The 21,642-nt window shown below is 68.7% G+C and carries 17 protein-coding genes; 10 read left to right on the top strand and 7 right to left on the bottom strand.

The features are described 5' to 3' along the window. A partial coding sequence (locus tag ACTOQ1_RS34710; RefSeq protein WP_440072204.1) for a hypothetical protein occupies positions 1-213 on the bottom strand: 213 nt, incomplete at its 3' end. 153 nt (positions 214-366) lie between these two features. Beyond that, a complete protein-coding gene (locus ACTOQ1_RS34715) occupies positions 367-930 on the bottom strand; it encodes an RNA polymerase sigma factor (protein ID WP_440072205.1) in 564 nt (187 codons plus the stop codon). A 729-nt stretch (positions 931-1,659) separates the two neighbouring features. On the opposite strand from ACTOQ1_RS34715, the gene ACTOQ1_RS34720 reads away from it, so the two are divergent. Continuing rightward, the gene (locus tag ACTOQ1_RS34720) at positions 1,660-4,047 is read left to right on the top strand and encodes a BTAD domain-containing putative transcriptional regulator (RefSeq protein ID WP_440072206.1); all 2,388 of its coding nucleotides are present in this window, start codon (positions 1,660-1,662) and stop codon (positions 4,045-4,047) included. Positions 4,048-4,052: 5 nt separating this feature from the next. On the opposite strand, the gene ACTOQ1_RS34725 is transcribed toward ACTOQ1_RS34720, so the two are convergent. Then, entirely contained in the window at positions 4,053-4,259 is a 207-nt protein-coding gene (locus tag ACTOQ1_RS34725) for a hypothetical protein (protein WP_440072207.1), read from the bottom strand. Positions 4,260-4,583: 324 nt separating this feature from the next. Between ACTOQ1_RS34725 and ACTOQ1_RS34730 the strand changes: the two genes are divergently transcribed. Further along, complete coding sequence (locus ACTOQ1_RS34730; RefSeq protein WP_440072208.1) at positions 4,584-7,508, top strand: Tn3 family transposase; 2,925 nt, start codon at positions 4,584-4,586, stop codon at positions 7,506-7,508. Here ACTOQ1_RS34730 and ACTOQ1_RS34735 read toward each other — a convergent pair. Further along, positions 7,454-7,708, bottom strand: a complete 255-nt coding sequence (locus tag ACTOQ1_RS34735) for a hypothetical protein (RefSeq protein ID WP_440072209.1) — start codon at positions 7,706-7,708, stop codon at positions 7,454-7,456. The two genes, ACTOQ1_RS34730 and ACTOQ1_RS34735, sit on opposite strands and share 55 nt — an antisense overlap. A gap of 190 nt (positions 7,709-7,898) precedes the next feature. Here ACTOQ1_RS34735 and ACTOQ1_RS34740 point away from each other — a divergent pair, with 190 nt between their 5' ends. Then, positions 7,899-8,138, top strand: a complete 240-nt coding sequence (locus ACTOQ1_RS34740; RefSeq protein WP_440072210.1) for a hypothetical protein — start codon at positions 7,899-7,901, stop codon at positions 8,136-8,138. Here the strand turns inward: ACTOQ1_RS34740 and ACTOQ1_RS34745 are convergent. From ACTOQ1_RS34745 to ACTOQ1_RS34755, 3 genes are all read right to left on the bottom strand, one after another. Next, entirely contained in the window at positions 8,132-9,322 is a 1,191-nt protein-coding gene (locus ACTOQ1_RS34745; protein ID WP_440072211.1) for a serine hydrolase domain-containing protein, read from the bottom strand. The genes ACTOQ1_RS34740 and ACTOQ1_RS34745 overlap by 7 nt on opposite strands. Positions 9,323-9,526: 204 nt before the next feature. Next, positions 9,527-11,044, bottom strand: a complete 1,518-nt coding sequence (locus ACTOQ1_RS34750) for a serine hydrolase domain-containing protein (protein WP_440072212.1) — start codon at positions 11,042-11,044, stop codon at positions 9,527-9,529. Positions 11,045-11,253: 209 nt separating this feature from the next. After that, positions 11,254-12,390, bottom strand: coding sequence for an FAD-dependent monooxygenase (locus ACTOQ1_RS34755; RefSeq protein WP_440072213.1), 1,137 nt, complete (start codon positions 12,388-12,390; stop codon positions 11,254-11,256). A 119-nt stretch (positions 12,391-12,509) separates the two neighbouring features. Between ACTOQ1_RS34755 and ACTOQ1_RS34760 the strand changes: the two genes are divergently transcribed. The 7 genes from ACTOQ1_RS34760 to ACTOQ1_RS34790 all read left to right on the top strand — a co-directional run bounded on the left by ACTOQ1_RS34760 (position 12,510) and on the right by ACTOQ1_RS34790 (position 21,621). Next, a complete protein-coding gene (locus ACTOQ1_RS34760; RefSeq protein WP_440072214.1) occupies positions 12,510-13,403 on the top strand; it encodes a LysR family transcriptional regulator in 894 nt (297 codons plus the stop codon). Between the two features lie 427 nt (positions 13,404-13,830). Continuing rightward, positions 13,831-14,772 carry a tyrosine-type recombinase/integrase gene (locus tag ACTOQ1_RS34765; protein ID WP_440072215.1) on the top strand — a complete coding sequence of 314 codons (942 nt, stop codon included), beginning with the start codon at positions 13,831-13,833 and terminating at the stop codon, positions 14,770-14,772. Positions 14,773-15,087: 315 nt separating this feature from the next. Beyond that, complete coding sequence (locus tag ACTOQ1_RS34770; protein ID WP_440072216.1) at positions 15,088-15,648, top strand: hypothetical protein; 561 nt, start codon at positions 15,088-15,090, stop codon at positions 15,646-15,648. Between the two features lie 140 nt (positions 15,649-15,788). Then, positions 15,789-16,841, top strand: coding sequence for a class I SAM-dependent methyltransferase (locus ACTOQ1_RS34775; RefSeq protein ID WP_440072217.1), 1,053 nt, complete (start codon positions 15,789-15,791; stop codon positions 16,839-16,841). A 432-nt stretch (positions 16,842-17,273) separates the two neighbouring features. Further along, a complete protein-coding gene (locus ACTOQ1_RS34780; RefSeq protein WP_440072218.1) occupies positions 17,274-18,092 on the top strand; it encodes a hypothetical protein in 819 nt (272 codons plus the stop codon). Positions 18,093-18,463: 371 nt separating this feature from the next. Continuing rightward, entirely contained in the window at positions 18,464-18,685 is a 222-nt protein-coding gene (locus ACTOQ1_RS34785) for a hypothetical protein (protein WP_440072219.1), read from the top strand. A 92-nt stretch (positions 18,686-18,777) separates the two neighbouring features. Next, entirely contained in the window at positions 18,778-21,621 is a 2,844-nt protein-coding gene (locus ACTOQ1_RS34790; RefSeq protein WP_440072220.1) for a type 2 lanthipeptide synthetase LanM family protein, read from the top strand. The last annotated feature ends 21 nt before the right edge of the window (positions 21,622-21,642 follow it).

A 21,642-nucleotide genomic window follows, 5' to 3' on the forward strand; every position in this document is an offset into this window, starting at 1 on the left:
CCCCGAACGATCCGCCACCGACACCCCCACCACAAAACCCACCACCACCGCCACCACCGCGACCACCCCCACCAACGTCCAAAAACCACCACGCCGCTTCCGTCGCACGCCGGCCAAGTCGGTGAGGTTCGCAGAGAACGAACCGTATGTCGTGTTCATCACGCGTTCCTGGAAGCCGGCCGGAAGCGCCGCCCACACCGCGGTATCGGCCAACGCCGAGTGAATCCGAGGCTCCAAGGTGTCAAGACTGTCTCGAGCCCTGTTGTCATCGCGCACGGCGTCCCCCACGACAGGTGATCCTTCGCGAATATTCGATCGTCACACTGTTAGTACGTGATTTCCGGCCCGTTCAGTTTCATTCGAGCTTCATCGTTTCCTCTCGGTGAGAAATATCGGCGCGAGAAGACTCGCAAGACGCTTATGAGCACGTGATGTCCGGCTCTTCACCGTGCCGATCGGGATCGCCAGACACCCGGCGATCTCGCTCTGACTCAGCGACTCGAAGTACGCCAGGTAGAGCACGGTCCGATCCTCGGGCGACATGCTGTCGAGCGCTTCTCGTACGCGCCAGGCGTTCCAGGCCGTCTCCATGCTCGTATCGCTCATGACGGGCGTCTCGCGCTCCAGCACGTCGATGGGCACGGTGTTGGTGTACCGGCGCTCGCGGCGGTACACATCCACCGCCGTCCGGCGGACGATCGCGTACAACCACGGACGCAGCTCACGTTCGGCGTCGAACGACCCGGCCGCCTTCCAGGCCTGGACGAAGGCCAGCTGCACCGCGTCGGCGGCGAGCTCACGATCGCCCAGCAGATTCAGCGCGGTCGCGAACATCGGCGCGGCGAACCTCTCGTACATCTCGGTCAACGCATGCGGATCGCCCTTGCGGAAACGCTCCGCGAGAGACGAATCCCCTCCCGTATCCAGCACCAGGTGCTCCAGTCATGCATGTGGCATCCCGTCAAAGCGGGGCGATCTAACTGGACCACTCAACCTGGATCGGCTCTCGGAACTCTCCCGTCAGGCTGTCAACGAGCTGTCAAGAGTTAGGCGAGCTTATGAGCATTTTTACCGTTTATGGAACGTATGTCCGATGGTAGGCCGTACCGCCTGATGAAGCACGTGACGAAGGTAAGGACGCGTGACACGTGAACGAGAGGCGAAAGGCCGCCGTCGGTCGTGCGAGCGATCCCGCCGGTCGCGAAAGCGGGATGTCAGCCGGACGAGAGAGCGGGAGTGCAGGATCGTGGCAAGCGAGCCGAAGACGCCTCAAGTGCCGGGCGCACATGTGCGGGTCTTTTGCCGGTTCGATCGGCTGAGGGAAAACCGGCTCGTTCCGCGAAGAGAATCACCATGCCGGATCCGCGAGGCATGGAGAGGTGAGGCGTGAGGCATCTCCTGTCGGCGTCCGTGTCCCCAGACGGAGGATTTCACGGCTCAAGTGATCTCCACCGGCCGGATCGCGAGAGAACGATTGTGAATCCCGTCCGTTCGCGACACACATCAAGACCAATACGCAGATGGAAAGCCACCGAGCGGAAGCCCCGCACCCTGCCGGGTCGTTGATCACCTTCCAGGGGGCGAGCGGGAGGTGGCTGTGGCAAGCACCCGGCCGGTATCCGATCCGGCCTTCCGCCGCCTGATTCAAGAGGTAACGCAATGCCCATCCAGGTCCTCGGGATCATCCAGCTCATCGACACCACGGGTCGAAGCCGCCAGGTGATCGGCGGAACCCAGCGTAAGTTGCTGGCCGCGTTGGCGGCGTCCCCGGGACGCCCGGTTTCGAGCGCGGCGCTGGTGGCGCAGCTCTGGGAGAAGCACCCGCCCCGGCGTCCGCTGCCCGCCCTGTACAACCTGATTTCACGTCTCCGGTACGTGCTCGGCGAGATCGCCCCCGAGAGGTGCCATCTACTGGAGACACACCCCATGGGCTACGTGCTCAACGCCGACGAGGACACGCTCGACTCGATGATGTTCGAGTCCCTGGTCAACCAGGCGAGTAAACCCGGAGTCTCGACGGAAGATCAGGTCGTGCTGTTGAGGCGGGCCCTGGAACTGTGGCGCGGTGAAGCCTTCACCGGAGTGGCCGAGTTGCCCGAGGTGAGCATGGAGGCCGTCCGCCTGGAGCATTTGCGGTACAGGGCGATCGAGTCCTTCGGCGCCGCGCTGACAGCAGCGGGAAAGTACGAGGAGACGATCGAGGTTCTGGAACCCTTCTTACGAGAGAACGCTTTTCGTGAGCAGGCTCAGCGCACGCTCGCCGAGGCACTCTACCGGTCCGGCAGGCAGACCGACGCGCTCGCGCACTTGCGCGGTTACCGTCGCCGGCTGATGGACGAGCTCGGTCTGGAGCCGTCGGCGGTGCTGCGCGATCTCGAACTCGCCCTGCTCAGGCATGAGATGAGCGCCGTCGACCAGGCGCCGGTCCCGGTGGCGGGTCCTCCTGCCTACCGTCGAATCTCCCAGCGAATGTCGGCGTCGGCCGAGCGGTTGTTCGTCGGCAGGAAACGGGAGGTCGGCGTGCTCGTGGAAGCTCTCGCACCTGACGACTCCACGGCGGTGGTCTACCTTCACGGGCCAGGAGGAATCGGGAAAAGCACACTGCTGGCCGAGGCGCGCCGTCGTACGGCCGAGCTGAACTGGCTGGTGATCGACGGTGCCGACATCGATCCCGCGCCGGAGCGATTCCTGGCGATACTCGCGGGACGGATCGGATGCCGCCCCCAGCTCGTCGCCATCGCCGACGAGCTGGCGGGATACGGCTCGGGCGTACTGGCCATCGACGGCATCGAGCGAATGCAGGCGATGGACGCGTGGTTGCGGTTGGAGCTTTTGCCGATGCTGCCCGCCGAGTGGACCGTGGTCATCTCCGGCCGCAACCGCCCGGATCACGCCTGGCGTACGTCGCCGGAGTGGTGGGGCCTGATGCGAGAGATCCAGCTGGCACCGTTCGAGGAGGCCGAGTCCACGCTTCTGCTGCAAAGGCTCGGTGTCAGCCCCGCCCGGGTCGCGCCGATCCGGGCACTGTGCGGTGGCTATCCCATCGCCCTGGCTCTGGGGGCGACCGTGGCACTCGACGATCAAGCTTACTCCGACTCGCAACAGTCGCTGCTGTCCGTGGCGGAACGACTGGTGAGCCTCACTCGTGACGGGCTCTCGGCCGAGCAGCGTCATGGACTTGAGGTGGTGTCCGTGGTGCGGAGGATCACCCTTCCCCTTCTGCACGCGCTGCTGGAAGGCGAAGGGCTGGACGCGGGCCAGATGTGGGACTTCCTGTGCGAGCTGCCGTTCGTTTCCGTGAGCCATGACGGCATCCGGCTTCACGACATGGTCAGGGACAGCGTGGCGCACGTACTCGGTTCCCGGGATCCGCGACGCTCGGCCTCGTACCGGCGACGGGCGTTCGCCTACCTCGCCCGGGAGATCGCCTCCGGGCATACGGCCCGGGACCAGGCGGTCGAGCTGTTCTTCCTTCTCGGCGATCCGGTCACCCGGTCGGCGTTCTTCCCTCCGGCGGGCAACCTCCACACCGTCGACCGAATGCGGGATCACGACGAGACGGCGATCAAGCTACTGCTGACCGAACACGTCACCTACCTCGAAGAGGGCCTGATCAACCGGTGGAGGGAGAGAGACCCCGGGGCGGTGCTCGTCAGCCGAGGCCCGAACGGCGACCTGGCCGCCTTGGGGATCGTGTCCCGCTGGAGGGACATCATGCGGGCCGGTCTCACCGGTGACCCCGTCGTCGCGGGAGTCCACGACGACCTGCGCCGGGATCCACCCGGTCCCGACGCCGACATTCTCCTCGTCCGGCGTCTGCTGGCTCTCGACACGGCCGAGCTGCCCTCTCCGCAGATGGCCGTACTCTGCATAGAGATAGTGCTGATGCTCTTGAGATCGAAACCCGGGTTCCGCCACGTCTACATAAGCCTGCAGGACACGACTCTCTACTCTCGGCTTTTAAAGCCCATCGGATTCAATGTCGCCGGAGTCGTTCCGCAAATAAACAGGCCGCCGCTGACCCTTTTCCGCTTCGATTTCGGATGAAAGCGTCAGCTCTCCGTCCCGGCCAGTGCCATGAGCTCGATGAGGTCCAGATGGAGCTGCTGGCCAGGAGTGAAGCGCAGGATCGCCCATTCCGAAGGGGACAGCGAGGTTGTTCCCTGCCATGACTCGATGGCGGCCTTTTTGCGAAGCGGAATCTGGCGTTCGAACAGTTCTTCAAGCCATTCTGAGGGAGAGTGGATTTTTGCCGGCATGTCGATGTCTTCCTGATGCGAATTTCGTGTTCGGCTCCTGTTCCAGTACGAAAACGATCCTGCGGCGGTTCCCCGGAGTCCTCGCAGAGCGGGCCTGGTGAACCGACAGGGCCGGTTTCTCCCCGCTTCCCGGCCTGGACCTCCTATAGCTACGGCAAGCCGCCACCCCGGCCAGTCCTGAGGGTCAATGAGGAATATGCGAAGAGTTAGTTATCGATTTCAGCACGTAGTTATCTCAGGTAGTGCATACCTTCCGGTAACCCCTTCGAGCTTCTCAATGGTGGTCGGGCCGCTGATAGCGCCGGTCTGGAGAGGAGCTCCGAGGTGCGTACCGACTGGGAACAGGATGAGCTGATCAGCGCGTGGACGCTGGTGGAGGGTGATTGGGACCTGGTCGGGGAAAAGGCAGGGGCCAGCAGGCTCGGTTTCGCCTTGATCTTGAAGTTCTACGAGATCGAGGGGCGGTTTCCCGCCTATCCCGAGGAGATACCGGCGGCCGCGGTGCAGTACGTGGCATCGCTGGTGGAGGTCGAGCCGGAGCTGCTGGCGAAGTACTCCTGGCGGGGCCGGACCATCGAGCGTCACCGGGCACAGATCCGCAAGAAATTCGGCACCCGCCCGGCGACCGAAGACGATGAGGAGCGGCTGGCGCAGTGGCTGGCCGACAAGGTGTGCCCGATCGAGACGAACCGTGATCGCCTGGCCGAGGCGGTGCGCGAGCGGTGCCGGAGTGTCAGGATCGAACCGCCGAGTGGTGGCCAGGTGGAACGGGTGGTCAACTCCGGGTGCCGCCGTTTCGAGGAGGCCTTCGCCGAGCAGGTGATGGCGCGGCTCGGGCCGGCCGTGTGCGCTCGGCTGGAGGAGTTGCTGGGGCGGCCGCACGTGCTGGCCGAGTTGAAGGCCGACCCTGGGCCGCTGGGGCTGGACACCCTGCTGGTGGAGATCGGCAAGCTGGCGACCGCTCGCTCCCTGGGACTGGGCGAGGCGGTGTTCGCCGAGATCTCCGATCAGATCGTGGCGGCGTGGCGGGGCCGGGCGATGCGGATGTATCCCTCGGATTTCGCGGCTTGCTCGCCGCCGGTCCGCTACACGCTGCTGGCGGCGCTGTGCTGGACGCGGCAGGCCGAACTCGTGGACGGGCTGGTGGAACTGTTGATCGGGCTGATCCACCGGATCAACGCCCGCGCCGAGCGGCGGGTGGAGAAAGAGCTGATCGGTCAGCTCGCCGCGGTCCCCGGCAAGCGCGGCATCTTCACCAAGATGGTGAACGCCGCACTGAGCAAGCCCGATGAGACAGTCCGGCAGGTGGTCTTCCCCGCGGTGCCGGGTGGGGAGAAGACGCTGCGGGCGCTGGCCAAGGAGCTGATGGCCACCGAGCGTGTGGTCGCCGAGCGGATCCGCTACCAGTTGCGCGGTTCCTACTCGTACTACTACCGGCGGATGCTGGCGCCGCTGCTGGCTGCGCTGGAGTTCAAGTGCCACAACACCGCCTACCGGCCGGTGATGGACGCGATCGAACTGCTGGCCCGCTATGCGGGCGTCGACTCCGACCAGCGGCACTACGCGACGGCGGAGACGGTCCCGATCGACGGAGTGGTGCCCAAGGCCTGGCTGGACGGCGTCGTGGACGACGGCGGCCGGGTGGAGCGGATCCCGTACGAGCTGTGCGTGCTGATCGCGCTGAAGGACGCGCTGCGCCGCCGCGAGATCTATGTCGAGGGCGCCGGCCGCTGGCGCGACCCCGATGAGGACCTGCCCGGCGACTTCGAGGACAACCGGGACGTGCACTACGCGGCGCTGGCCAAACCGCTGGATGCCACGGAGTTCATCGCCGGCCTGAAGACGCGGATGCGGGCCGCCCTGGACAAGCTGAACACCGGCCTGACCGCCGGCAGTACCGGCGGGGTGCGGATCATCACGCGGGCCGGCAAGCCGTGGGTGAGCGTCCCCAAGCTCGACAAGCTGCCCGAGCCGAGGAACCTCGGCAAGCTCAAGGCCGAGGTCCAGCGCCGGTGGGGCACCATCGACCTGCTCGACATCCTCAAGGACACCGCCTTCCTCACCGACTTCACCGACGCCTTCACCTCGGTGGCCACCCGCGAGGTGCTGGACCGGCAGACCCTGAATCGTCGGCTGCTGCTGGTGCTGTTCGCGTTGGGCACGAACATGGGGATCCGGCAGATGACCGCGACCGGCGATCACGGCCAGGACGAGGCCGCGCTGCGGCACGTGCGCGCGACCTATGTCATCCGGGAGAACCTGCGGGCGGCGATCGTGGCGGTGGTCAACGCCACTCTGGAGGCCCGCGATCCTGCGTGGTGGGGTGAGGCGACCAGCACCGCCTCAGACTCCAAGCGGTTCGCCTCCTGGGACTCCAATCTGATGACCGAGTTCCACGCCCGGTACGGCGGTTACGGCGTAATGATCTACTGGCACGTCGACAAGAGCCGCCTGTGCATCTATTCCCAGCTCAAGTCGTGTTCCTCCTCCGAGGTCGCCGCGATGATCGAGGGCCTGCTACGGCACTGCACCAACGCCGAGGTCGAGGCGAACTACACCGACACCCACGGCGCGACCACGGTCGGGTTCGCCTTCACCGAGTTGCTGGGTTTCAAGCTGCTGCCCCGGCTGAAGAACATCGGCGCGATCGAGCTGTACAGCCCCGACGCCGTCCAGACCGCCTGGCCGAAGGTGGACAAGATCCTCAAAAAGCGGCCGATCGACTGGGAGCTCATCGCCCGCAACTACGACCAGATGATCAAGTACGCAACGGCGCTGCGGCTGCGGACGGCCGAGACCGAGCAGGTGCTGCGCCGTTTCATGAAGGGCAACGGGCCCAAGCACCCGGTCTACCTGGCCCTGGGAGAACTCGGCCGGGTCGTGCGGACGATCTTCGCTTGCGACTATCTCGCCGATGAGCAGCTACGCCGGGAGATCAACAGCGGCCTGCAGGTCGTGGAGAACTGGAACAGCGCCAACGACAAGATCTTCTACGGGCGCGAAGGCGTTCTGACCGGGGCCGACCGTGAGCATGCCGAGGTGTCCATGCTCACTCTGCACCTGCTGCAGTCGGCATTGGTGTTCATTAATACCCAGCTCCTTCAGGCCGTTCTGCGAGATCCGCAGTGGGCCGGCAAGCTGACGGAGGAGGATCGGCGTGCGCTCAGCCCGCTGTTCTGGGCTCACGTGAACCCCTACGGCCGGTTCCGGCTGGACATGGACACCCGGCTCGACCTCACCGCGGCCTGAGCGAGCACCCACGGGCGGTCGGGTTCTTGTTCGGCCGGTGAGGCGTTCCAGCAGGTGCTCATTGACTCCGCCGAGAGCCGCTCCAGCATCGTGGCCTCGACGCTGATGCGGGCCAGGGCCAGGCCGGTCATCAGGCCCGCGAGGGACGCGTCGGCGACCACGGCGCTCCCCTGACGCCGGGCGGGTGGTTTAGTGCTCATGGTGGATGCTTCCCTGTTGATGGTGCTCATCACGGCGGAGGCCCGGAGGGGTGCTGCCGTGACAGCCGGTCGCCGTGTCCGGGCCGGATGTGGTCGGGTGCGTACCGGTCGTGCCGCAGGCGGGAGGCGGGGACTGCGGGGGTATTGACAAGGTCCCCCAGCCTGCCGATCGGGTGCTTAACCTGGGCTTATGGACAACCGGGACGAAGTCCGCGCGTTCTTGAGGTCGCGCCGGGACAAGATCACGCCCGAGCAGGCGGGGCTGCCCTCCTACGGGCAGCAGCGGGTGTTCGGGCTGCGCCGCAACGAGGTGGTGATGCTGGCCGGGGTGAGCGTCGAGTACTACACGCGGCTGGAGCGCGGCAATCTCGGCGGGGTCTCCGACAGCGTCCTCGAAGGCGTACCCGCGGTGCTCGGCTGCGCCTACTGAGACGGCCCGGCCTGTCCGGGGCAGAAGACCTGTTCCACGAGCGCGTCCACCAGCTTCTGGAAGTCCTTCGCCGGTCCTCTGGTGGCCTCGTCCACCCAGGTCACTGAGCCGGTCACGGTCGTCTTGCCGTCGGGCGAGCTGTACATCAGCGCCCCGTAACCGTGCGGAGGGCTGCCCATGTGCTGGTAGACGTTGCCGCAGCCCGGGCCCAGGTCCTGGACGAACAGTCCGAGGCCGTAGCCCATCTTGGGGTGCGGCGTGCGCATCTCGGCGAGCAGCGGGGCGGGCAGGAGCTTGCCGCCGTTCAGCGCGGAGATGAAGGTGTGCAGGTCCTGGGTGGTGGAGATCAGGTCACCGGCGCCGGCCAGCAGGGACAGGTTCTGCCGGCTGATGTCGACCACCTGCACCTGGCCGGCGGCGTCCTCATACCGGTAGTAGCCGTGGGCGTGCGGCCCGGGCAGTCGCGTCCGGTCACCCGGCACCGAAGTGTCCTTCAGGCCGAGCGGCCGCAGGATGCGCCGCCGCAGTTCCTCGGCGTATGAGCGGCCGGCGACCTTCTCGATCAGCAGCAGGGCCAGGGTGTAGTTGGTGTTGGTGTACTGCTGGTCGCTGCCCGGCTCGAACCGTAGCGGCTTGGACAGTGCCACCCTGATCAGTTCCTCCGGCCGGTAGGAGCGGAAGCGGTCGGGCAGCCAGGCGTCGCCGTTGGCGGAGATGCCCGGCACGAACGTCCCGTCGGGGTCGAAGTCGCCGGTGTAGTTGAACAGGCCGCTGGTGTGCCGCAGCAGCATCCGCGCCGTGATTCGCCGGTCCAGCCCGAGCTCGGGCAGATAGTCGTCCACCGGGGTGTCCAGGGCGATCCTGCCCTCGGCCACCAGTTGCAGCACCAGGGTCGCGGTGAAGGGCTTGATGATGCTGCCCGTCCAGAACCGCCCGTTCGTGGGCGGCTTCGCGGTCGCACCCAGCTTGCGCACTCCGGCGCTGCCGGCCCACTCGCCCCGCTCGTCGTGCACGCGCAGCTGCACTCCGGTGAAGCCGGCATCGACGAACGCCTGCATGGCCTTCTGCAGCTCCGGGCGGTCCTGCCCGGAGGTCGCCGACACGGTCACGCTGCTGTCCGCGGTGGCTGGCCCGGGGGTGGCCGTCCCGGCCAGCAGCGCGGCGGCCAGCGCTGTGACTGCCATGCGCCGCAGGGCTTTGGTCGCGGGTGGGCGTTGGGTTCTCATGGTTCCTCGTCTTCAATGTCGTGCTCAGCGAACCGTTCGCCGGGCAATGCGGGGGTGGGGAGGCCGGGTGCCGGTAGGCGGCCGCGCGCTCGCCGGCTCGCCTGCCGACATGTCCCCGGCGTGTCTGGTGCTCAGGTCTGGCTAATGAGCCGGTCCGGTCTGCTAGTTGCCGAAGACTTCCGCGACGAGGCGCTGGGTCGCCTGCTGGAAGGCTGCTCCCAGGGACAGCGCGGCGTCGTCGACGTAGTTGAGCGCGGCGGTCAGGGTCTTGCTGCCGTCGGGGGTGCTGTACATGAGCGCGGCGTGGCCGGCCATGCCGCCGTTGTGGGTGATGACGGTGCTGCCGCCGGGCGCCTCCTGCACGAACACGCCTAGCCCGTAGCCGGCCTTGGTCTCCGGGGTGCACATCTCGGCCAGCAGCTCGGCCGGCAGCAGCTTGCCGCCCAGCAGGGCGGACATGAAGGTGTGCAGGTCGCGGGTGGTGGAGATCATGTCGCCGCCGCTGGAGATCCAGGACGGGTTGTGCCGGGTGGTGTCGACCGTCTTCTGCTGGCCGTCCTGCTCGTAGCGGTAGTAGGCGTGCGCGTGCGGGGCGGGGATGTCGGTCTCTGCGGTCGGCTGGAGGGTGCCGGTCAGGCCGAGCGGTTCCAGGATCAGCCGCTGCATCTCCTCGGCGACCGGGCGGCCGGTCACCTTCTCGATCAGCAGGCGGGCCAGCACGTAGTTGGTGTTGGCGTAGCTCCAGTCGGTGCCCGGCTCGAACCGGGCCGGCTTCGACAACGCCAGCCGCACCAGCTCTTCGGGCCGGTAGGTCGTGAATCGGTTGTCCACCCACTCCTTGCCCGCAGGCGTGGCGGGGATACCCGGCGCGAACGTACCGTCGGGGTCGAAGTCGCCGGTGAAGTTGAAGATCCCGCTGGTGTGCTGCAGCAGCATCCGCACGGTGATGCGCCGGTCCAGCCCGAACTCGGGCAGGTAGTCGTCCACGGGGGAGCCCAGGGCGATCCGGCCCTCGGCGACGAGTTGCAGCACCACGGTGGCGGTGAAGGTCTTGGTGTTGCTGCCGATCCGCACGTGCCCGTCCACCGGCACCGCCTCGGTGCCGCCGAGCTCGGCCGTTCCGGCGCTGCCCGTCCACTCGCCACGCTCATCGTGCACCCGCAGCGACACTCCGACGAAACCGGCATCGACCATCTCCTGGAGGACCTTGTCCAGCTCCGGGCGGTCCTGGCCGGCCTCCGGCACGGCCGGGACGCTGTCCGCGGCAACCGTGCCGGGTGAGGCGGTGGCGGCGTCGAGGGCCGCGGTGATCTTGCGGGCCATCTCCGCCATGGCGGGGCCGGCCTCATCCCGGGTGGACGCTTCGACAGCGACCAGGACGGTGCGGCGGAAGTCGGCGGCCTCGGCCGGGTCCCGCTGCTGGAGCAGGCTCATGGACTGCGTTAGGGCGGGCAGTACCTGGTCGGCGAGTTCGGCCACGGTCTTGCCGTACTTCACGCCCTTGGGGGCCTTGGCAAGTATGTGCCCGACCAGGCCGGTCGCGGAGGTCAGGGCGATGGAGCCCTCGATGGCGGCCTTGTGCGCCGAACCGGCGGCACCGGCGGCCGACATCAGCGACACGGCGCCCCACGCGGCGGTCCGCAAGGTGAGCTGGTTCTGCTCGGAAAGGGTGATCGACATGGCTATGTGCTCTCCTTCATATTCGTTACGAAAAATCACGTGATCGGGCGGACGCGCCTTCGCCGGATCGTTCATGGCATCCACAATCGCCGACCGCGCTGACACCAAGCCGTCGTCGTCCTGACGCGACCGCTGACAAGACACCGCCTTGTGGCGGTTAGCGTGAGGGCCGGTGGAGATCGAGCCTCCATGGTTTGCATCGGTCACGGTCACGTCGCTGCGAAGCTGGGCGCGTAGTCCTTCAGCCTGACGATCTGGCCGCAGGCAACCCCCGGTACGTTGGCGGCGACCATGCCAACCCCTTCCTGAAGGGGCGTGCCCATGAAGAACCGGTCGGCCTCTTCGCGTCCTATCTGCTGGTGTTCGGCGACGAAGCCGCGCATCTCCCGCTCGTAGGCGGCGAACGCCGCCGGGTGCTCGCCGCCGGCGACGGCCAGTTCGCCGGCCAGGATGTAGGCGCCGATCAGCGCCTGGGAGGCGCCCAGGCCCGAGGTCTGCGCCGCGCAGTAGCCGGTGTCCCCGATCAGCACCACCCGGCCCGAGGACCAGTGGGACATCTCCACCTGGGCGTTGGCGTCGAAGAAGAAGTCCTGTGCCCTGCTCATCTCCGCCAGCAGGAGCGGGATGGGCCCGCCTTCGCCGGCGAACTGCCCGGCCACGATGCGCTTATGCTGCGCGACGTCGTCACGGTCGTAGGCCAGCGGTCCAGAGGCAAAGTGCAGCGCCGCGTACGCCTCAGTGTCGTCGCGGATGCTGAGGATGTCGGCCGCCTTGCCCGGCATGCCGGCAAGCCGGTCGGAGCCGGACAGGCCGAGGTGGCCGGGCAGGCTGAAGGCCGCCGTGTAGATGCCCAGGTGCCGGATGAACCGCTCGCGCGGCCCGAAGGCCAGCGAGCGGGTGTGCGAGTGCAGCCCGTCGGCGCCGGCCATCAGCGCGAAGCGGCGCGACCGGCCACGTTCGAAGGTGACCCGTACACCATCGGCGTCCTGCTCCAACGCGGTGATCGAGTCACCGAAGACGTACTCCACCTCCTGGCGGGTGGCCTCATGAAGCAGGCCGACCAGGTCACCTCTGAGGATCTCCAGGTCGCCCGCGAAAACCACCGCGGGCAGGTCACCGTCACCGTCTGGCGGCGCGCCGCCCAGGTGCGTGTGCAGCGCCTTGACCTGCTCCAGCAGGGCCATGCGGTCCAGCACGTCCAGCGCCTCGCCGCGCAAGCCCACCACGCCCCCGCCCGCACGCATCCGAGGGGCCCGCTCAAGCACGGTGGGGGTGAAACCGTGGTGGCGCAGCCAGTACGCCAGAGCGGTCCCGGCGACGCCGGCGCCGGAAATGAGGACGTCCATCCACCTGCTCCATCGAATCAACGAATCGTGCAATTCGAGGATCAAGTACGGTGAGCACCCGGAACAACGATAAATCCCGAAAGATCACCTTCAGTGGGAGTGAACGGAGCAGGTCAGGCGTGGAACTGCGCGACATCGAGATCTTCCTGACCCTGGCCGAGGAACTGCACTTCGGCCGCACCGCCGCCCGGCTGTGCCTGTCACCCGCTCGCGTCACCCAGGCGATCCAGAAGCAGGAGCGGCAGATCGGCGCGCCGCTGTTCGAGCGCACCAACCGCACGGTACGGCTGACGCCCGTCGGGCAGCAGTTCCGCGACGACCTGCGGCCTCTCTACGCCGGGCTGAAGCACAGCGTGGAGCGCGCCCAGCTCGCCGGCCAGGGCATCACCGGCATCCTGCGTGTCGGCATGCTGCCCGCCAACGCCTACGACCTGCGCGCCTACTGGGACGTCTTCCGCCTCCGGCACCCGCAGTGGAAGCTGCGCGTCCAGAAAGCCCAGTTCAGCGACGCCTTCGCCACGCTGCGCCGCGGTGACATCGACGTCCTGATCACCTGGCTGCCCGTCGACGAACCCGACCTCACGGTGGGACCGGTCCTGTCCGCCGAACCCCGGGTGCTGGCCGTCTCCACCGACCACGAGCTGACCCGCCGTACCTCGGTCTCCCTGGAGATTGCCGCCGACTTCCAGCACCCGCAGTCGGACACCCAGCCCCACTACTGGTACGACGCCTACATTCCCCGCGAGACCCGCCGCGGCCGCACGATCGAGCGCGGCCCCGTGGTGCAGAACACCGAAGAAGCCATCACCCTCGCCAGCATGGCCGAGATCGTCGTGCTCTTCCCCTCCCACATGACCCGCTACTGGGCACGGCCCGACATCACCTACCTGCCCGTCACCGACATGGGACCGCTGCCGTACGCGCTGGTATGGCGCGCCGAGGCGGAGAACGAGCCCATCCGCGCCCTGGCCCAGATCGTCCGCGACCTCGGCCCCCTCACGCCGGAGACCTGATCGCCGAACAACACGGTGAACCCGGAAACGCCTCGCCAGACCAGACGTCATCAGGTTCAGCACCCCTTGGAAGAGCCTCAGCCATTTCAGCCAATCGACGGCAGGGGGACCGGCGAGGCGGCGTCGTCCGAGCGAACGGAGCACGGGTACGCGCCGTTGGCGTAGCCGGGCTACGGGCCGCTCGCACATGTCACTCACATTGCGGGCGGACCGCCCGGGGAGGGCTCCGCCCCATGTCTGGACTGTCGGCGCTGACATCGCTGGCAAGGACGCGACGATGTACGCGATAACAGCCTATTATCACGTACATGAGCGATCACGGCGGCGCGGCGACCAGGACAACCCCTTGCCGGGACGGTGCGCGACTCCGGAACGTTATCCGGTACATCATTCGGACGGGCACGGCGACTGCTGCCCGCCGTCCGGCATGACCGCCGCGCCGAAGGTCACCGCCCTTCGCGGCGGACACGTCACGCTCGCCGCGGCCGCCGACGCCTTCCTGGCCACCCCGCGCACCGCCAACCCCAACACCCACCGCGCCTACGCCTCGGCCATCGACCGCACCATCGAGCGGCTCGGGCGCGACCGGCCGCTCGCCGACGTCACCGACGCCGAGATCGGCACCGCGCTCACCGAGCTGTGGGGCCGATGCGCGCCGGCCACCTGGAACCGCAACCGCGCCGCCCTCACCTCCTGGCTGACCTGGTGCCAGACCAGGAAGCACTGGGCCGCCCCGTCGGTCCCCGCTGAGGCCGAACGCCGCAAGGAAAGCCCCGACGAGACCCGCGCGCTCGCCAAGACCACCATCCACCGACTGCTGTCGCGCCGCGACATCCCGCTGCGCGAGAAAACCCTGTGGCGGATGCTCTATGAAACGGCCGCCAGAGCAGCCGAGATCCTGGCGCTGAACGTCGAGGACCTCGACCTGGAGCATCGCCGCGCCCCGGTCCGGTCCAAGGGCGGCGCCGTCGAGTGGGTGTATTGGGACCGTGGCACCGCCCATCTGCTGCCCCGGCTTTTGCGGCTCCCGGACGGCAGCACGCGCACGCACGGTCCGCTGTTCCTGTCCGACCGGCGCCCTGTCCCAGCGCGCCGCCCCGCCGCCGGCGATATTTGCCCGCACACCGGCCGCGCCCGTCTCGGCTACGACCGCGCCCGCGTCCTGCTGGACAAGTACGCCGGCCTCGATCTGCACCAGCTGCGCCACAGCGCCGCCACCCACCTCGGCGAAGCCGAGATCCCGCTGCAGCTCATCATGGGCAAGACCCGCCACAAGAACCCCCGCACCGCCCTGGGCTACGTCAAACCCGGCGCCGAGGCCATCGCCAAGGTCACCGAGGTGTTGGCGCCCCGCCGCCGTACCCACTGATCAACTGAGTGGCGGCTCGCCGGAGCTTCAGGAGTTCTGGGCCTTCCCGAACGGCCTGGTGCCGTGCTCCCGAAGAGAGTGATCAAGAGGGCGCCGACGATGGCGCGTTCGGGAGTCGAACGGTCCGAAGCAGGCCGGCCACGCGTGCCCCTGATGTCACGCCGAGCAGCCTCGTGACCTGCGCGGCCGGTCGTTCGTCTCTCGCGTACTTGTCTTTCCGTACATATCCGGAAAACGACGGAACCGCTGTTACGTAAAGGACGTACTACTGATGAGCTCCGGCGTAGCCGGTGCCCTGTGATGAGAGGAATGTACGTGAGCATCCATAATTCGTTCCCCGGCAACGACTTCAGCCAGGAAACGAGGCCCGCGGGACAGATCGCCCCCCCTGCGCCGCCGAAGGCGCTGCTGGTGGCCACGGTCTGCATCGTGCTGGTAGCGGTGTCCGCTCTGCTGTCAGCGGTCGTCGCGCTGACGACCGGCAAGGAGTCACTGCGCGCGTACGCTCAGGGACTGCTGGATTCCGAGCTGAATTCCGGGCTGGACTCCAGTGGCACGCTGCTCGACATCGTCGTCGACGAGGCCTTCGGGGCTCTCCAGACCCGGGCCTACGTCTGGATCTTCTTCGCGGTGGCCTTCCTGGCCCTGTTGCTTCCCATCCGGAAGGGGAGCACCTGGGCGCGTGTCCTCCTGACGCTTCTGGGCCTCGGCGCCATGTTCATGGGTCTCCGGGACACGGCCGACATGGTGTCGCCCCTTCTCGGCATGCTGGGGATCGTCATCCTGCTGGGCACGCTCGTGGCGGCGTTCACCTGGTGGCTGCCGTCCGTGAACCGCTACGCCAAGGCGCGTAAGCGGATGCGGACAGGGCGATAACGTCATCGCGGCCGGACGACCGATTCGACGTGGCGCCGCCTCGCTCCCGGCATCAGCCCCTGCTCGTCCCGGTCCACCTGCGTCAGGACGAGGCGTTCACCGAAGACGAAAACCCATGACGCCGACCTGAGGAGGAGAACGTGGAGAAGACAACGGAGGAGTTTGCCGAGCGGCTGTTCGGCTCGGCACTGGGAACGATCGAGGTGCTGTCGGTCCACGTGGGCGATCGGCTGGGCTGGTACCGGGCGCTCGCCGAGCACGGCCCGGCCACGCCCGCCGAGCTCGCGGCCCGTACCGGCTGCGCCGAGCGTTACACCCGCGAGTGGCTGGAGCAGCAGGCGTCATCGGCGATCTTGACCCTCGAGAGCGACGGGCGTTTCGGACTGCCGGCCGCCGCCGCCGAGGTGCTGACCGACACCGGCAGCCTGTCCTATCTGGCACCGCTGGCGCGGATGCTGGCCGGAGCGGCCGTTCAGCTGCCGGCGCTGCTGGAGGCCTACCGCACGGGCGGCGGCGTCGGCTGGGCACAGTTCGGCACCGATATGCGCGAGTCGCAGGCCGACATGAACCGGCCCTGGTTCGAGCGGGAGCTGCCCGCCGCGCTGGCGTCGGTCACCGACCTGGACGCGGTGCTGCGCCGGCCGGGCGCCCGGATCGCCGACGTCGGCTGCGGTGCGGGCTGGTCGTCCATCGCGCTGGCCCGGGCCTACCCGCGGGCCCTCGTCGAGGGCGTCGACGTGGACGGCCCGTCGGTGGAGCTGGCCGCGGGCAACGCCGCCGCGGCCGGCCTGGGGGAGCGGGTCTCCTTCGCCGCGCACGACGCCGCCACGCTGGAGACCGGCCGTTATGACGCGGTCTTCGCCTTCGAGTGCCTGCACGACATGCCGCGTCCGGTGGACACGCTGAAGGCGATGCGCCGCTCGCTCCGGCCGGATGGGCAGGTCGTCGTCATGGACGAGGCCGTCGGTGAGACCTTCACCGCGCCCGGTGACGAGACCGAGCGGCTGATGTACGGCTTCAGCCTGCTCGTCTGCCTGCCCGACGGGATGTCGGAGCCGTCGTCGGCGGGGACGGGAACCGTGATGCGGCCCGGAACGCTGCGCGGCTACGCCGCGCAGGCCGGTTTCGGCGGTGTCGAGGTGCTGCCCATCGAGGGATTCGGCTTCTGGCGGTTCTACCGGCTGCGGCCCTGAGCGGATGAGGTGCGTTCGGGCGGTCGCGGCCCTGAGCGGATGAGGTGCGTTCGGGCGGTCGCGGCCCTGAGCGGACGGGGTGCGCTCAGGGCCGGCCCAAGCCGGCCCCCGGTTCCCAGGCCCCCTTGCCTCTCGTCACGCGCGATCACGTCTCGGCCATCGCTCTGACTGAGACGATCAGGATGTCCGCCTGCGATCCGCGGTGGGAACGCACCGGCGGAAGGTACGGCCTGCAGACCATGTGCGAGGGGGCGGCCAGGTCAACGTCACCGTCATCGAGCGCCTCCGACCACGGCGGCGAAAGGCGGCCAAGAGGCGTTGTGCGTACTTTGACCGCTAGAGAACTGCAGGTCAGCGGCGGGCGTACTGCTCTGTGAAAGCCGATGGGAGATCATCTCCGTCGGGAAACTCATCGCCCACGAGGAGCACACGGTGCGTACCGCCACGAAGAAGCTGCTGCGGATGTCGGTCCTGGCCGCGATGTCGGCCACGATGATCGGTGGACTGGCCACGCCGAGCCAGGCCACCGTGAAGAGCACGGTCCGCATGGAGGGCTCCACTATCGTCTTCACGGGGACCGCCGCCGACAACGACGTGAAGATCACCAAGGGGTGGGGCACCAGGGTGAGGGTGCAGGACAAGAACGGCGACATCGCGCCGAGCGGTGGCTGTTACCTCGTGCCGGGCGGCCCCGGCTACCACGACTTCGCGGATTGCACGGTCAACAGCGGCGCGATCACCGGAATCGTCGCCTCTCTGGGAGACGGCGACGACCGTTTCACCACCGAGGTCGGGCTCGGCGGGCAGGTCCTGGGTGAGGGCGGCAGCGACCACTTCGCCGCCGGCGCCGCGAAGACCGCCGCCAGCGGCATCACCTACAGCGGCGGCGCCGACTCCGAGGGCCACGATGTCGTCTCCTACAGCCGCGCCGGGCTGGGAGTGGCCGTCACGCTGGACGGAATCGGCAACGACGGCCGCGCCGGACTCGACGGCGACAATGTGAGCGACGACGTCGAGGGCGTCGAGGGCAGTGCCCACGACGACGCCCTGACCGGCAACGACCAGAGCAACGTGCTGGTCGGCGGCCTCGGCCGTGACACCATCGACAGCCGAGGCGGAGCCGACCGGATCCTCGCCAACGACGGCATCGTGGACGGCACCCTCGACTGCGGCGCCGGCGACGACCTGGTCCGCTTCGACTCCGCCAAGGAGGACCCCGCCACCACCTGCGAGATCCGCCTCCCTCAGTGATCGCGAAGCGGCCGGCCTTCGTCTCCCGCATCGGCCGTGGACGACGCCGGCGGTGAGCCGGCGGACGAAACCGGCACCCGGGGTGGTGGGACCGCCTGGTCCCGCCACCCCGGTGACGGCCGGATCGCCGACCGATCCCCGGAGAGACCCGGACCGCCCGCCGCCCACGACCGGCAGGCCCGTTCAACGGCCCGGCCTTTCTGTCCCACCGGCGGCGGGTCCGCCCCGGGTTCCGGTTCTCGACGGCAGAGGGCCGGGAACCGATCGAGGGAGAAGATCCGTACGTGAGGCTAGGGTTCCGGGTTTCGGGACCCGCGCCCGTTGCCTCTGAAGGGCAGGGGCGTCTGTTTCATCCGAGAAGGGTGGAAACTATGACGACCATGGTCCCCGTCTCCAACGTCTCCAAGCTGATCGAAGCCTGGCGGGATGGGGTGTCCGCTCCGGACATGCCCGCCAGCCCGGCAGGGGAGCAGTTCCCGCCCCCCGCTCCCATGAGGGCGAGCCACGGCCGGCCGCAACTGCGCGCCACGGCGGAGTGGACCACGACCTGCACCACCACCATGGCGCAGCAGGGGATGCCGCTCGGCGCGTAGGGAATCCTCACGGCCGCGCCGGGAGCCCGTTCAGGTCTTTCCCGGCGCGGTCTCGCCGATCGGAGCGGGAAGGGGCAACCGGTGGTGAGGTCATGACGGATCCCGGCGCGCGGGGTTTCACGCGAGCCCTGGACCCGGTGATGGATCCGGCGATGCGGGATCTGACCGATCGGCTGGCGCGCTGCGGGCTCCAGCCCTCGGAGCGGGAGGTGTTCGCGCGCGCGACGCGCCGGTGGCTGCTGGACACCGTACGGCTGCGGCTCAACCGAGTACTGGTCGTGGAACTGCACGCGGCGCGGCTCACGGGCCGGCTGACCGCGTCCGACAGCGCGGCTCGATGGCGGGAATTCGAGCGGATGGCCGCCACGGAGACGTTCTGGGCGCACCTGCACCTCACCTACCCGGCGTTGCGAGCGCGGCTCGAATCATTGGTGACCGGGCGGGTGAGAGCGGCGGCGGAATCGGCGGAGCGCCTTGTCGCCGATCGGGACCGGCTGGCGTCGCTGGGGGGTGACGGGTCGCTGCGCCAGGTGGAGTTCGGGGCGGGAGACAGCCATCAGGGCGGCCGTACGGTGGCGCGGCTGCGATTCGAGCACGGCACGGTGATGTACAAGCCGCGCCCGCTGGAGGTGGACGCGGCACTGGCGGCGCTGCTGGACGAGCTTCAAGACGACGGGGCGCCGTGGATCGGCGTGCCGCGGGTGGTGACCGGCCGGGGATACGGGTGGGCCCGTTTCGTCGAGCACCGCTACTGCGAGGACGAAGCGCAGGTGCGGCGTTTCTATCGTGGGATGGGCTGGTGGCTGGCGCTCTCTCGACTGCTGGCGGGCTCCGACCTGCACGCGGAGAACGTCATCGCGCATGGGCCGATGCCCGTGGTGGTGGACTGCGAGACGCTGTTCACCCCGATTCCTCCCGCCCCTTCGACGCCGCTCGGGCAGGCCACCGCGCGGGCGCGGGATCGCGTCGCCCGCACCGTGGCGGGCAGCCTGCTGCTGCCCAGCCGTGCGACCGGCTCGCCGATGGGCGGACTGGACATGTCGGCGCTGGGGACGCTGGCCGGCCAGCAACCGCGGGTGCCCCTGCCCCTGCTGGAGGGCGCCGGTACCGACCAGCCTCGCCTGGTCCTCAAGCATCTCGACGCGGTGAGCGCGGGTCAATCCAGCCATCCCACGGCGAATCCGGCCCCCGAACGTCACGTCGGCCAGTTGCTGGCCGGATTCTCCGAAGGGGTGTCCCGGATCGACCGGCTCGACCGCGACGGACGCCTGCGCGCCGCGCTGGAACGGTTCGCCGGCTGTCAGGTTCGGCTGGTGCCACGCGCCACCGCCCGCTACACCGAACTGGCCCGCGCCCTGTGGCACCCGGCCTCGCTGCGCGACCAGCCATCGGCCGTCCAGCGGGTCACTCACTTGCTGACCACGCCTGAAAGCGGGGCGGGCCCCGACCTCGGGCAGGACGTGGTGGCCGCCGAGATCGGAGACCTGCTCGTCGGGGACGTCCCCATGTTCACCCTCACCCCGGAGACCGGGCACGTCACCGGCCCCGGCGGGGTCGCGGCCGGTGAACACGGGAACCTCATCGACACCGCCATGAGCTCCTGGCGTGCGCTGGATCCAGCCCTCGAGCGCTCCGTCATCACGACGTCGATGGTCAACGCCTACCTCGACAACCCTGTCCTGCACGCTTCCGGCCCGGCCTTCGCGGCCCGGGCGTCAGGTAACGGCACCGGTCGCGGGCCGGACCATCAGACGCGACACCTCGACCTGGTGACCGACCTGGCCACGAGGTTGTGCCGGACGGCGATCTGGGGCCAGGACGGCACCGTCACCTGGATCGGCGTCCTCCTGGAGGACCAGGCCGCCCACGTCGCCCCGCTGGCCGAAGACCTGTACGGCGGCCAGGCAGGCGTCGCCGTGGCGCTGGCCGCCTACCAGCACGCCGTCGACCGTGGGGAGGCCGTCCCCGTCGACGATCTGCCGGAGACCTTGGCGGCGGCCGCGCGCACGTTGCGGGCGATGGAGAACCACTGGGCCTCCCACATACCGGCCGGCGCCTACATCGGTCTGGGCGCCGGCATCTGGTCGTGGATGCTGCTGGACCGGCTGACCGGTCTCGGGCATGCCGCGGACCACGCACGCACCGCCGGAAACCTGCTCGCTCAGCGCGATCTCGGCCCTGAGGACAACGACGTCCTGTCCGGGCTGGCCGGTGCGATCGCCCCGCTGATCGCGCTGAGCGAGCACACCGGCGATCCGGTCCACCTGGGGACCGCCGTCCGCATGGCCACCGAACTGGCCGCGCGCGCCCGGCACCACGACGACGGCACCGTCAGCTGGCCCGGCTCCGACGACACCGGCCTCAGGAGTGCCGGCGGTTCCGGCGGGCTCGCCCACGGAGCCACCGGGATCGGCTGGGCGCTGGCCCGTCTGGGCCTGAAGACCGGGCAGGAGGACTGGGTCCGGCTGGCCGAGCGCGCCTTGGCCTTCGACCAGAAAAGCTACGATCCGGCCCGCGGATGGCGTGACCTCCAGCTGGGTGTCCCCACGTACCCGCACACCTGGTGCCGGGGCAGCGTCGGCATCGGCCTGGCCCACCTGGACCTCTACCGGCGTACCGGCCGCGTTCCGCATCTGGAGCCGGCGCTGCGCGCCGCCGACCACGTCGCCGCGGCCGGGGCATCAGGCCGCCATGACCTGTGCCACGGTGACCTGGGCGCGTGGGAGCTGCTGGAGGGCGTACGCGCTCACCGGACCCATCATCGCCCCTGGACCGCTCACGTGATCACGAGCGTGGGCGAGGACGGCCCGAGGACCGGGATCGCCGCCGATGCCGCGACGCCCGCTCTGATGACCGGCACCTCGGGCCTGCTCTATCAGCTCTTGCGCATGCGTCCGGGCCTGCGCCTGCCCTCCGTGCTGGTCATGGGAGCCTGACGATCGGGGTTCGAGGGCTCC

The sequence above is a fragment of the Streptosporangium sp. OZ121 genome (assembly GCF_051918885.1).
In the GTDB taxonomy this organism is placed as follows: Bacteria; Actinomycetota; Actinomycetes; order Streptosporangiales; family Streptosporangiaceae; genus Streptosporangium.